The 13,287-nt window shown below is 37.0% G+C and carries 14 protein-coding genes; 8 read left to right on the top strand and 6 right to left on the bottom strand.

Translation table 11 applies throughout. The annotated features are described in order from the left end of the window. Positions 1–542: 542 nt before the first annotated feature. The 8 genes from tssD (at position 543) to FIU21_RS02105 (ending at position 7,832) form a co-directional block, all read left to right on the top strand. Entirely contained in the window at positions 543–941 is a 399-nt protein-coding gene (gene tssD, locus FIU21_RS02140; protein ID WP_172891288.1) for a type VI secretion system tube protein TssD, read from the top strand. A 175-nt stretch (positions 942–1,116) separates the two neighbouring features. After that, on the top strand, positions 1,117–2,931 hold the full coding sequence (locus FIU21_RS02135) for a type VI secretion system Vgr family protein (RefSeq protein ID WP_172891287.1): 1,815 nt from the start codon (positions 1,117–1,119) through the stop codon (positions 2,929–2,931). Between the two features lie 10 nt (positions 2,932–2,941). Next, positions 2,942–3,844 carry a hypothetical protein gene (locus tag FIU21_RS02130; RefSeq protein WP_004359683.1) on the top strand — a complete coding sequence of 301 codons (903 nt, stop codon included), beginning with the start codon at positions 2,942–2,944 and terminating at the stop codon, positions 3,842–3,844. A gap of 3 nt (positions 3,845–3,847) precedes the next feature. Further along, positions 3,848–5,233: a PAAR-like protein gene (locus tag FIU21_RS02125; RefSeq protein ID WP_004359681.1), complete on the top strand. Its 1,386-nt coding sequence runs from the start codon at positions 3,848–3,850 to the stop codon at positions 5,231–5,233. A 5-nt stretch (positions 5,234–5,238) separates the two neighbouring features. Continuing rightward, positions 5,239–5,919 carry a DUF8188 family protein gene (locus tag FIU21_RS02120; RefSeq protein ID WP_004359679.1) on the top strand — a complete coding sequence of 227 codons (681 nt, stop codon included), beginning with the start codon at positions 5,239–5,241 and terminating at the stop codon, positions 5,917–5,919. A 162-nt stretch (positions 5,920–6,081) separates the two neighbouring features. After that, entirely contained in the window at positions 6,082–6,765 is a 684-nt protein-coding gene (locus tag FIU21_RS02115) for a DUF8188 family protein (RefSeq protein WP_004359677.1), read from the top strand. A gap of 92 nt (positions 6,766–6,857) precedes the next feature. After that, positions 6,858–7,469, top strand: a complete 612-nt coding sequence (locus FIU21_RS02110) for a GAD-like domain-containing protein (RefSeq protein WP_004359675.1) — start codon at positions 6,858–6,860, stop codon at positions 7,467–7,469. Positions 7,470–7,475: 6 nt separating this feature from the next. Further along, entirely contained in the window at positions 7,476–7,832 is a 357-nt protein-coding gene (locus tag FIU21_RS02105; protein WP_036885998.1) for a hypothetical protein, read from the top strand. A gap of 606 nt (positions 7,833–8,438) precedes the next feature. Here the strand turns inward: FIU21_RS02105 and FIU21_RS02100 are convergent. The 6 genes from FIU21_RS02100 to FIU21_RS02080 form a co-directional block, all read right to left on the bottom strand. Next, complete coding sequence (locus FIU21_RS02100) at positions 8,439–9,827, bottom strand: DUF5458 family protein (RefSeq protein ID WP_004359673.1); 1,389 nt, start codon at positions 9,825–9,827, stop codon at positions 8,439–8,441. Positions 9,828–9,847: 20 nt separating this feature from the next. After that, positions 9,848–10,306, bottom strand: a complete 459-nt coding sequence (locus tag FIU21_RS02095; protein WP_004359671.1) for a hypothetical protein — start codon at positions 10,304–10,306, stop codon at positions 9,848–9,850. 287 nt (positions 10,307–10,593) lie between these two features. Next, the gene (locus FIU21_RS13555) at positions 10,594–10,851 is read right to left on the bottom strand and encodes a DUF8188 family protein (RefSeq protein WP_004359670.1); all 258 of its coding nucleotides are present in this window, start codon (positions 10,849–10,851) and stop codon (positions 10,594–10,596) included. Then, positions 10,848–11,279, bottom strand: a complete 432-nt coding sequence (locus FIU21_RS13220; RefSeq protein ID WP_004359668.1) for a DUF8188 family protein — start codon at positions 11,277–11,279, stop codon at positions 10,848–10,850. The genes FIU21_RS13555 and FIU21_RS13220 overlap by 4 nt, the downstream gene beginning before the upstream one ends. A gap of 76 nt (positions 11,280–11,355) precedes the next feature. Beyond that, positions 11,356–12,003, bottom strand: a complete 648-nt coding sequence (locus FIU21_RS02085) for a hypothetical protein (RefSeq protein ID WP_004359667.1) — start codon at positions 12,001–12,003, stop codon at positions 11,356–11,358. Positions 12,004–12,029: 26 nt separating this feature from the next. After that, the gene (locus FIU21_RS02080) at positions 12,030–12,899 is read right to left on the bottom strand and encodes a hypothetical protein (RefSeq protein ID WP_172891286.1); all 870 of its coding nucleotides are present in this window, start codon (positions 12,897–12,899) and stop codon (positions 12,030–12,032) included. Positions 12,900–13,287: the final 388 nt, after the last annotated feature.

Here is a 13,287-nt window from a genome sequence, read left to right as displayed (position 1 = left end):
TGTGGTTTTATAAATACTTAGTAGTCAGTTTCTTACAAGATAGCAAATTTAAAGGTGCCTAATTAGCCTTCAAAAGGGCGTTAGTTAGCCTTCAAAAGGGCATCTTTAGCAAGCCTAAAGGGCGTCTTTTCGAAGGCTATTAAGCATAAATGGAAAGATAGAAGATGAAAAATTGTTTACATCTCTATGAGGATGGACAAGTGAATAAGTAAGCAGGCTGATTAGTTGACAAGTTTATTCTTATTATAATTTAGGTGTTTCCTCTACTTTCGAAGTAAGGTGAGGATTTTGCTTATTAGATGTTAAACCCATGTTATTTTATGTTTTTCTTTAGCTTTTATAAAAATATCTTTCTACTTTTGGCATCGTAAAACAACAGATTGTGAATCTTCCTCTTTCTCCAAGAGCAAGACTGTTTAACAGCCGTACAGAGGGGACTTCAAGAAGTTGTTGAGGTTTTCTCTTTTTTGTTTTCTGGTTAAGGAGATGATAAGGGTGCCTCGTTTATCATTTTTTTTCTAACAACTTAAAACTTTTCAATTATGAGTTCATTTAGAGCAACTTTGGAATTGGGTGGTAAGGAGTATGATGTACTCTATTCTAACTACGAGTTCAGTCGTACAACTGACAAGAAGGGTCAGCCTGCATCAAGCATCTCTGGCGGTCGTATCAGTGTAACCATCGAGTCTACTGATGACACTTCTACTATCGAGGCTATGCTTAACAGCCAGTTCAAGCCTGTTGAGGGTAAGATCGTTTACAAGAAGAGTGAAGAGGATGCTAAGATGAAGGAGATTTCTTTCAAGAATGCTTACATCGTTCACTACAAGGAAACACTCGACGTTAACAACGAGGCTCCTATGACTATCGGTATGACTTTCTCTGCTGAGAATATCACCGTTGGCAATGCTGAGCTTGACAACCGTTGGCCTCGCACATAAGTCTGAGAAACATTAGGACTATGCTGAGCCTTCGTACTTGGCATAGTCCTTTTTCGTTTCTTACTCAAGCGAGGGGAAACTTTACGATCCTACATACTCCGATAGCTTTCCCTTGAGCTTCTAAATGTAATGCCGTATAAGCCAATTAGCTTTTAATTTTCAAAACAAACAACCCATGTCAATTCCTTTCAACCCCATTACTATCAGCATAGGAAAGAAGTCTCTTTCTTCTTTTATTTCTCTACAAATCGAACAAAATATAGGTAAACACCACCGATTCCAAATGTCTGTTGAGCTCGAATCGGGGGGAAATAAATATGTACATAATATCAGCAGTAGTAAAGAGTGGCTCGGACAAAGCATCGTCGTAAAGGCTGCAAACACTCCTATCTTCGTGGGAGTGGTGACAAATGTACAGTTACACAGAGAAGGAAGTGACTTTGGATGTATCATCGTTTCAGGTTATTCTGCTACTTACAGAATGGAAACGGCACACAGCTGTTTCTCATGGAATGACACAACCATTGGGGATGTGGTTAAGAAACTATGCGCAGAAGCTAAGGTACAGTTGGAGTTAAATCCGGCATTCAAGGAAAACAAAGACTATATCTGCCAATACGAAGAGTCTGACTTCGACTTTATCCGCCGTCTTGCACATCAGTATCAAGAGTGGATGTATTTCGATGGAACAAAACTCATCTTTGGTAAACCAAGGAGATTGGCTGACCCTATAATATTGGAATATGGAACGACGCTGTCTTCGCTTGACATTGGGTTACAGACATTGGCACGTTCAGAACAGGTGTTCTCTTATCACTCTGGTGCTGACCGTGAGATGCAACGTATGACACCAGACTTGGCATATGGTCATGACAAACTATCAGGTGAGGCTTTCCGTGCATCACTCGGAATGTTCTCAAAACCTGCACGACAACATGCACTACCACGTATCAGCAATGAGACGGAGCTTATTAATTACATGGGACGTAAGCAGGCGGCTGAGACTGCCGAGACACATTATATCACGGCAGAGAGTCAGGTACCAACCCTGCGTGTAGGTTCAGTCATAAGCCTCTACAGCTCGTTCTTGGAGCGTGTAGGGAACCTATCAGAAGAGAGCTTGGGTAACTTTATCATTATCGAAATAACACATGAGGTGAGTCAAGGAAGCTACTACAAAAACCGCTTTAAGGCTATCCCTGCAACAATAAAGGCACTGCCAAGTCCAAAGGTACGTATGCCATTAGCAGAGACACAGATGGCAACCGTGCTTAGTAATGCTGACCCACAGGGCAAGGGTCGTGTGCGCGTACGAATGAACTGGCAGACGGATGGTATGCAGACAGGCTGGGTGCGTGTAATGACACCAGATGGCGGTAGTAGTAAGGACGTAAAGAGCAACCGTGGTTTTGTATTTATCCCAGAGGTAGGCGACCAAGTCCTCCTCGGCTTTCGTCATGGAGACCCTGCAAGACCATACGTTATGGGTAGTCTCTTTAACGGAACAACAGGTGGTGGCGGTGGTCAGGGTAACAACTGCAAGAGCCTCACCACACGAAGTGGTAGCTCCTTGAAACTTGACGATTCTGCAGGTAGCGTAAGACTACACGATAAGGGCACTGTAAACATGTACTTTGATGGTGCAGGTAATGCTTGCATGGATGCTCAAGCTAAAATAGGTCTTTCTGTTGGGGATGCTAAAAGTGAACTCATACTTGATAAAAATGGTAACGTTATTTTAGCAGCTGATTCTATTATTACCTTTATGGTCGGAGATTCTTCTATCGTTATTGATAAAAATGGTATTAATATAAATAGCTCCAATATTAATCTTAATGGTACTACAATAAACATAAAGGGAACAACAAAGACTGTTGTCGGACCAAATGAAAATTTGGGTGTAACCGTTTCAGCTGATGGTCCTGTAGACATTGTGGGTAACCCTGTCAACATTAACCAAGGTAAAGGCGGAGTTGTCAATATTAAATAACGCGTAGATAATGAGTTTGATAGATCGATTACACGGTCACGTCCAAGAAGGTGGTCTGACACAAAGAGATTACAAGTACCGTTGTGTGCAGACCATCACCACGAAGCTTGACGAGATACCTGTCAGTACTATTGTCAGTAAGAAAGATTACTCAGTAGAGAGATTTACGGATGCAGAAGGAACACAGGGCTTTGCCTTCAGTGTAAAAGATGACATTCCTTCTATTTTTCCAGAACAATATGTGGAGTCAATAACCCTAATTAATGAATTAGAGAATATGAAGGTCAATGCCATAATAGGTATTGACCCTGACACTGGACTAATAACAAAGGTTCTCAATCATAACGAAATTATAGCATTATGGGATGAGGAGAAGAAACAGCTAACGGACAAATATAATTTCCTGAAAGGTACGGCTGGAAGCAATGCACTGAACAATCTCATCAAACTGGAAGATAAGATAATATACCAGTATGATAAGTTTATGGAGAGTTTGATAGCCAATCCCTTTTACTCTATTTTCTTTGGTCAACATTTAGTTTCTGACGAGCTATGTGTTGGGAATGATACCATCCCTTACGCATCTCGCCTTTTCCCAGATAACAAATTCAGTTTGGAAACACAACGAAAGTCTGAGGTTCAAGAAGATGGGACATTGTTATGGGAATGCAGTGGTAAAAATGCATCAGATTCTCGTTTTGACGAGACGATACGCAAAGCATACAATGAGAAGATAAAACCTTTGATACAATATAGCTTTACGCAGTATAACATCAACTTTACACAACAATCTTGGATTAATCAGGCTGAACGATGCCTTCAGAAAGGTTCACTGAGTGTTATAGAAGAAGTTACTGATAATGTCACATTGAGTGTCGACTTACAAATACGAAGACTGACTAATACAATTTAAATTATGGGACAATCCTATGTAAGACATGGTACGAATGTAGTTTGTACTAATATGACCTGCGGAACACCGCGAGAAATATGGAGAGTTGATAAGGATGGTAATGTTATCAATACTGCCTCAAAGCTGCCGTTACTGAATATTGATGACAAAAAAATCTCTGACACATTTGTTTGCAAAATGCCTATAAAGAAATGGGGAGGTCTGTTAACATTTCTTGCTGGCGTTGCAGTTGGAGCTTTGATTGTCGCTGCTATTGTTGCAACTGGTGGTGTTGGTGCTGTCTTACTATCTGCTGTAGCTATCGAAGGTTGGATGGTGGGTGCAGCAATAGCCGTTGGTACTACAGCAGCCGTTTATGCAGGCTATAAAGGAGTGAAAGGGGTTGCCCACGATTGTGACAATACACTGGAGTCATCTTGGAATTCAGCACACCCAAGTGTATTTATAGAGCATAAGAAAGCCCTGCTGAATGGATCCTATATGATGTGTACAACAGGAGGATTAATTAATATCATTGTTAATCCTGAACAGGCTAAAAAAGCAGCCTTGTATATTACCGCAATGAATGCAGCAGAAATATATGTTCAGCTAAAAAGTAAATTCATTCAAGGTGCTATAGGTGGTCTTACAGGAGGAGCCAATCCTTTTGCTTTAGCCCTCTCAGTAGGCTTCTACACTGGTGCACTAAACTTTGGAGGCTTTGACTTTAGTGAGACGGACAAATCCAACCAAAAGTCTGATTCTATAGGGAATTTAAAAAATACTGGTACGACTACTGGGGTAGGAACTGGAGAGTCTGTTGTTGAAAGTAGTATCACTACAGGTGTAAAAGCAAATAAGGCAGGAGTGGGTGAGGCTGCAAGGATAGATGCACAGGTAACATCAAAAACAGGAGAGGCAAACATGAAAGGCTTGGAGTCTTTGGCTTATGGAACACAAGCTGCCGATGCAAGTGCGGATGCTGCTACTTGGGGATCTCAAGTAGCCACGCGTACATCAAATGGTGCAAGTGCGACTTCTATTGCTTCTGCAGAATTAGCAGAACAGATGTATAAAGAATCTTCTGAGGAACTGATGCACAAAGCTGCTCAAGCAGCACTCGAACAACAAGATATTCTTGCTGAAGCAGCAAGTATTCAGGGAGGAAAGACTGCTGCAGTAAAAGCTGCTAAAACAGGTGCATGGAAAGATGGCTTTAAGAATTTTGGAAAGTCTTTGGGCTTAGGTCTTGCAGGAGCTGCAGTTGGTTATGCGGTAGATGAAGGGTCTAATTGGGTAGAAAATAAAATAGAAGAGGGAACAAGTGATATTTCGGAAGGTATAAATAGCTCTGACGACATCGATATTGCAAGTAATGCAAACTATATGGGTATCATTGCAAATTCATAATATCAATGGCAAATAATTTTTCAATAGGAGGATTTAAAATATTCTCAACAGCAGGAACAGTCTTTGCATCTCTTGTAGGTGCACCACTACTTATCTTTATTATAACGAGGTTTACGCTTGGTGGAAATAAAGACGCTATCCCTTATGCAGATACGTATATAAAGAATTCAGACACAATAGTAGTAAAAATTCCTAAAGACCGTCACAAAATTAAAAAGGATGATGATATCTTTACTACCAGCGGATGGTTTATGGGAGTAGCACAAACACGCTCGGCAACTTATAATATGTATTATTTCTATTCCCCTGAACATAAGAAATATTTAGGAGTTGTTACTTTTAAAGGCAGCTATAATACCATTCAAAGGGGTAGTGGCGAGAAAATCTGGTATGATGACATAGAAGTTCAGAGACTAACTTTTCTTTACAGGATTAAAAGTTTCTCAGCCTACGTAAATCGTCAGCAATGGCAGGACCCAACCTACGGTACAAAGGATAATCCTGTTCCTATCTTCTTTAAGCGTGCGTTGTCAGGACATGAAACTTTAGATATGGATGATTTTATTACCATAAAGCCCAGTGTTAACAAAAAGTTTGTTGAACTTTATCTTGCGCATGAATTGTCTTCAAAAGAGTTTAATCGTCTTTATGGAGAAGACATGAAACGCTTGGGGCTAAAGGATTAAGTTAGGTGACGAGTAGACTAATTTACGAGTTGACAAGTTGTTTGCAAAGTAAGAAATGTGATTAAAAAGTTGAGAACGCCCCAGATTATTTGTACTTTTGTGATGAGAACAATGCAGATGTAATGCAAACTATATGGGTATCATCGCAAATTCATAATATCAATGGCAAATAATTTTTCAATAGGAGGATTTAAAATCTTCTCGACAGCAGGTACAGTCTTTGCTTCTCTTGTAGGTGGACCACTACTTATCTTTATTATAACGAGGTTTACGCTTGGTGGAAATAAAGACGCTATCCCTTACGCTGATACATATATAAAGAATTCGGACACAATAGTAGTAAAAATACCTATAAATCACCGTGAAATAGATACCGACGACGACGTCTTCACTACCAGCGGATGGTTTATGGGAGTAGCACAATCACGAATGGCAACTTATAATATGTATTCTTTCTATTCTCCTGAACATAAGAAATATTTAGGAGTTGTTACTTTTATAGGCGGTTATAATACTGTTCCAAGAGGTCATGGAGAGAAGCTTTGGTATGAAGACTTAGAAGATCATAGACTAACTTTTCTTTACTGGATTAAAAGTTTCTCAGCCTACGTAAATCGTCAGCAATGGCAGGATCCAACCTATGGCACAAAGGATAATCCTGTTCCCATCTTCTTTAAGAGATCACTCTCTGGTCATGAGAAATTAGGTGGTATGGATGATTTTATTACCATCAAGCCCAGTGTTAACAAAAAGTTTGTTGAACTTTATCTTGCGCATGAATTGTCTTCAAAAGAGTTTAACCGTCTTTATGGAGAAGACATGAAGCGCTTGGGGCTAAAGGATTGAACTGGTTGACAAGTAACGCTTGACAACACAATGATGGCGTAGCTTTGTTTTAACTCCAATTCCTAAGTTCTGAGTAATAAAAAGATAAGATTATGGCACGATTAACATTTGAAGAAAGAAATAAAAACAACTATACCAAGTATAGTGATGTTCCTATTAAAACAATCAATAAATATAAAGGAGTACTTCCTGAAGAACTGTTAACCATCTGGCAAAATATGGGCTATGGTATTTATGAAGATGGTTTTATACAGTTTATTAATCCTGATGAGTATGAATTTGTATTTGATTACATTGATAAGTTGTTAGAACCTTCTATCGTATTTGGTGTTACGGCTTTAGGAGATTTGTTAATATGGGAGGGTAATGATAATTGGACGATTTCATCTGATGAGGGAAATAGAATCTTGTTTATAAATATAAGAAAGTGCACAAGCGAAATCTTAGGTGATATGGATTTTCTTTTAAACTTTACTTTAGGAGATGAAACGGCTATTATAGATAAGGAATATTTTGACTCCCGACCTTATTTAAATATTAAGGGAAAGTTACCTGCTTTGCAATATGGTCAGTGCTATGGTTATGTTCCAGCCTTGGCATTGGGAGGCAAAGCATCCAGTAAAAATCTGCAAGTGGTAGATGTAAAGTCGTATGTAGACATAATAGGACAAGCTGTTGGTAAATTTATAGATTTATCAGATTAAGAAAATATGGATAAGGAAGAAAGAATAAATCAGATTACCAAGCAGGTGAAGATACTGGAGCGAGTTCCACGAGACAAACGAATAGAGGTGTTTAATCGTGGTGCAAAGAACATTTATGTAGTTGGCAGTATTTTATTGTTAATAGTTCTTTGGATTGTCATTTTTGGAAGCACAATTCTTGAGATGGAACCACTTTGGCAACTGAATAGAGGGCTTATGAGAAATATTTGGAACATCATCGGCAAGCTTTTCTTTCCCGTTTTCTTACCATGTATATTCATCATTGGAATTCCAATAGAAATTCGCAATTACATTATCAAACGAATTGTGGATAAGGAATACCCACTAAAAACAGAAAAGTAGTCAATAAGCGAAGATAAAATAAAAAAGGTTCTTCTGTTAAATGTGTAGATTGTTAATAGAATGAGATTAATCCACATACATGGTAAGCTTACCTCCAATAAGATGGTTTTATAAAGTGGGGAGATAAACTACATGATAAATGTAATTAGGTGTGATGTCTATCTGTCTTTTACAAACAATTTATTCTCATGCTATTGATTTTTGTAAACTCTTTTTACGCAGTTCGAAGCTAACACATGCTCTTTTGCCTTCTAAAAGGTGCCTAATTGACTTGCAGTAGGTGCCCTTTTGAAGTCTTACTAATGCCCTTTTGAAGTTCAATTAAGCACCTTTTACTTTATTGCTTTATAACTAATTGATTTTCTGTTGATTGCAGACCTGATTCGTATATGTGTTTTTGCCGTTAGTTATAGATGTTTTCTTTGAAATTATGTAATGATTTTTCAAATCTTTGTCTACAAAAGAAGTTTATAGATGGATTCATAAATACAAAAAAAGTAGGCTGGAATAACCAGCCTACTAAATGTCCATTATATCTAAAAAAACTGAGTGTAAGAAACAAGTCTTATCACTCTAACTTTCTGAAGACCCAGAAATAAGAGTAACTTATTTATCTTGTGAGTACTGGCTTTCCCAGTTAGCCTCTTCTGGCTCTTCTCCCTTACGACCCTCAAGCTGAATAACAAAACTCTTTGCAGGGAAGTATGGAGTAATGTGAATATCAAGTAATACACGATCCTTTTGGTTTGGATCTTGCTCAATTCTCATCACTCGGAACTTCTCTATCAGACGAGTTGGACCCTGTATGCTATCAAGGAACTTCACAATCTGGCTTCTCAAGTCAGCCTCTGTACGAGTTGTCCAGTTCTCAAATGCGCGGCGGTTCAGGAAGTCGAAAAGGACTTTAGAGATATAATCGAATACGCGAACGACAGAGTAAGTCTGCAATCCAAGGTTATCACCATTGAAGAGTGTCTTGGCAGAGAATGCCATCACTTTACTATACTCGTTGACCATTGGTACAAGACCCATGCGCTCTATTTCAGAAATCTCGCTTTTCTTCAGATCAAAACGTACACTCTCAACATCATTAAGACCACCGAATTTCTTACCAGCAACAACCTGTGACATCAATGTGCTGTAGATTTTACCAGCAAGTGCAGATGAGCCTGGAACGTAAAGATTGTCTTCTTCTCCTACCTGTACTACTTTCTGGCGTCCTAAAAGCCAGTTACATGTCATAATAATGTTTGACTTGTATATATCACCACCAGAATGGTCAGCATTAAAGAAGACATCAACAACATCGTCTGGTGTTTCTAAATCCTGGAAGTCGGTTAGGAGCATTACCTTATTGCTGTGTGCAATTTTACCCCACTTATCAAGTACAGCATTAGAGCCTAAATATCCAGGGATGACAAGCAAAGAATAGTTGCGGCGGAGGTCAAGACGATCGAAGTTATGCTTAAGTTCATTACTGATATAGTCAATGAAAACAGGATTGTCTAAGTCTTTCAATTGATCCATCTCAGCATTGACAATAGTGATATTCTTAACCTTCTGACTTTCTGTATTGCGATAGAATAAAGCAACTGAACGATAAGAAGTCTCAAGCTCACGTGTACGAGCCAAAACCTTACTAAGATTCTTATTCAGTAAGTCCTCAACATGCAAGGCTCTTTCCTTAGCTTTATCTCTCATCTGTTCAGCAGACTGACCAGATTTTAAGAGATCAATCCATACTTCAAGACGATTAGCTAAAACCTTACGGTCATTCTCCCATTGTGCATCAGAGAGGAAGATGTTTCGGCGTGCCTTACGTGAAGGATTCAGATTGGAAAAGCCGTCAATGATATTCTCTAAGAAAGTAAATCCGCCATACTCTTTCAGTTTATCAAGCGCGTTGGCAGCAGAAGAGGTTCCCTGCTGTGCAATAGTACTCTTACTTATAGAAGGAGCCTGCTGTTCTTTAGCCTTTATTTTATTATTGTCCATTTTCAATTTAGTTTTTATTCTTACTTGGCTTCTGTGTTCTTAATTTCGTCAAGTGAACTCTGTAACAAATCAATTACAGCTTGGCGGGTTTCAGGATTAGCCAAAGCTTTCAGTAAGGCTTTATTTGATGAAAGTTGGCGAGCAATCTTTATATTCTGCTCTTTCTCTACATCAAGTTTACTAAGGAAAGCACTATGCTCTTTTAACTTTTCTGAGTCAAAATCCCCAAGATTCTTAAAGTGCATTGTCTCTGTGACATCTTCACCGTTGTCATCTTGCATCTCAAGTGTAACAGATGGTGAGAAATGTTCAAAGACATCTTCTACTGTTTGTAAACCATAAACCGCTTCAGGACTGGCTGGAGCCTCATCGGTTAATTTCTGTACTAACAAAGTTCTGTTGGAAGGGATGTCGGCAATTGACTCATTAGCGTCAACATTTACCTCATTTCCTCCAATTCCATAATCATAAATGGCCATATTTCTTATATTTAAGTTTTATCTAATAAGTTACAAATATACTCAAATCTGGCACAAAGCTATAAAAATTATACGTAATTCTCGCAAATTAAATGTGAAAAGACATTTATAAGCTAATTTTTATTATATTTTGCTGAATGTTTTTCTCAAAAAAGTTGTTCATAAAGCACTTTCTCCTCAAAACATCGCTATAGATAAAGATATTTTATAAAAGTTCATTACGGATAAAAAGCTATTCATAGATAAATGCGTAAAAACTCCAAATAGGGTTGGGGGGTACTTCATGATTAGCTATCTATGTGTACTTTATTTTCATATAGTCTTTTCAGTTCCTCCTTATTAAGAATTCTAATAAGGTACTCCGCCACAAAAAGTTTATATTCTTCAGTTGTAAGATTATCTTGAACATCAAAGTAGGGGATTGACTTTGTAGAGCGATTGTAGGGCATATTATCTTTCTTTATTTGCTTTTCAACACTTCCAGAAATGAATTTGTACCAAAATACGGGAACAGGATTTCCTTTTGTGCCATAATTTAGAATCATGTAGTTACATGTACCAAGAAGATATTTCCTGGATTAAAATACGATTTAATTCTGGCAGCACCTAAGTCTCCACCACGTTTCTCTTGATTAAAAAAGTCAATTCCTTCAAACATACATATCGCAATATACTTTTTGATTTTAGCATCATAAAAAGATACTGTGAAATAATATACCAAATTGTTATGTTGGACCCGATAATTAGCAACATACTTTCTTTCTATTTTCTCTCTATTAAGTGGTAGCTCAATCTGAACAATCTCTGAGTCATTGATATATGTTTCTAAATATTGCAAATTATCTGTATTGCCTGTATTGGCAAAATAACTATATATGGTATAGATTAACGGAGCTAATAAGAAAAATCCAATAGCTCTCCATATACCACCTGAGAAAGACGATAGTTTAGTCCGAATCTTTTTCTTATTCATTATTCTATTCATTGATTTAATCTAACATAAACGACACTATAAATGACCCATTATAAGGTTAGGCCCAAATCGATTATTAGAACCTAAATATATTTTGATTATAAAAGTATTTCTTTAATTTCCTATCAATACTAATCTTATTATACCACATACCAAAATCAATAACGAACAGACACATCCAGAGGTAAAAACAAATAACTCCTATACTTCCTAACCATGCAAGGGGAGTACGTATAAACGCTGCAACAAGTGGAGATGCTATCTCTTTTCCATTTACTACCAGACCTTCTGTATAGATAACTTCATCTGATTCAAAAGAGTGTCCTTCTCCAGGGATAAAACAATCACTCTTTATATAATTACCATTTTTATCGTTATCAATAAAGAAACTTATTGTATCTCCTTTGTGGATTATGTAGTCGTCAAGTTTATATTTAGGAGGAAATAAAAAGAAGGGATAAGAATTTTCATATCCTTGCCAATAGGTATGACTGGTATCACCTTCCAAAGTAAAATTAGCCTCCCAACCACTATGAGACTTCTGTAGTATATGTATTCTATTAACAATACCTGTTCTATGTGGAAAATCATCCTTTACCGTGAGGAAACCTATCAGATAGAAGGGTATCAAGAAAAAAAGAGTAGCTGCCATAAAATATATTCTGGCTGGAATATCCCAAAACTCTAATAGGGAATCAATCTTAAATTTATACTTCAAATTCATAAAGACATACTTTATTATAAATACACTTACTTCTTTATCATTTCAATCTTACATGCAACTTCAGAGACTATCGGTTCTAACAGTTCACTTATGGTTAGTTCAATAGAGTTAGGCCATTTAACTTTATTATCTCTTTCAACTGAGCAGAATAAATCATATTTATATTCTCCCATCTGTCTCTTTAAGAATGGGAAGTTTTTTATAAATTCTGACTTAATATCAGAATCTTCTCTACTACGTTTATTTTTTAAGGTTAGTAGAGTTGCTGGTGTATCACTAAAGTGAACAATATCATCTAATACAATAGAAACTTTCTTCTCAATTTGAGGGAATAAAAGTGAGGAAGTATTATAAAGGAAAGTCTTGTTGCCTTCTTTTTTTATTCCATCAAAAGGTATCAAACTCATTCCAAGAGCTTTATAAAATATCGTTTTATTAAGTTCTGCAGCAAAAGATTGCGAACCATGAGCATATAACTGATTTCCATCTGATATTATTTTGGAAATCTCTACTGATGAGTTTCTTATATCTGTTTTAATTCTTTCCCATTTTTCATGTAGTTCTGTAAAATTTAATACATCCTTCAACTTACCACATAAATCCATTGATATAAGTAGGTGGGATTGAATATCATTAACTTTATCAAGTAACTCAAGGGATTTCTGCTCTAAAAATTCTAAACCGTAGGTGTTGGTCTGGTTTAGTATTTTAATGTCAAGTAAATAATGATTATCTACAATCTCAGAGCATACAATACTCATTTCTTTCTTTGAACTTACCTCAAATAGGGGTCTACCAGAGATCGTATACTTAGAAGTCGTTTTAACTTTATATTTCCTAATAATGTTATCAAGGAATATTTCTGCATTAATAAAGTTATTCTTATTGTCCATCATATATTTTACGTGTAACTATTCAACAATGACAGGGGATATACAGTGTATGGCAATTTATCCGTTTTTTAGGTCTAAATAGAATTATATGGCGTTTTATAGTAGTTCTTAGCTGTTGCTGAGACCAAATAAACTTCAAGAAATGTGTCCACTCCAAAGTCAAAATGAAATGTATAAGAGTACTTTAGTTTGATTTTTAACTTGCTAATTTGGAGACTTAGGACATATATGTTAAGGTTCAATCTGACAATCTCAGCATACTGCTGATAGATAGTTTCACGCATCAACCGCATATCTTCCGTTATACCTTGTAATACTTTTGATATATTCGCAACTTGTTGTTTCATAGAGATAAAAGTACAAAAAATATATCAAGTATGCAAGGGAATAC

Origin of the sequence: Prevotella melaninogenica (assembly GCF_013267595.1) — a bacterium.
In the GTDB taxonomy this organism is placed as follows: Bacteria; Bacteroidota; Bacteroidia; order Bacteroidales; family Bacteroidaceae; genus Prevotella; species Prevotella melaninogenica_D.
This window is presented reverse-complemented; position numbering and strand designations above follow the sequence as displayed.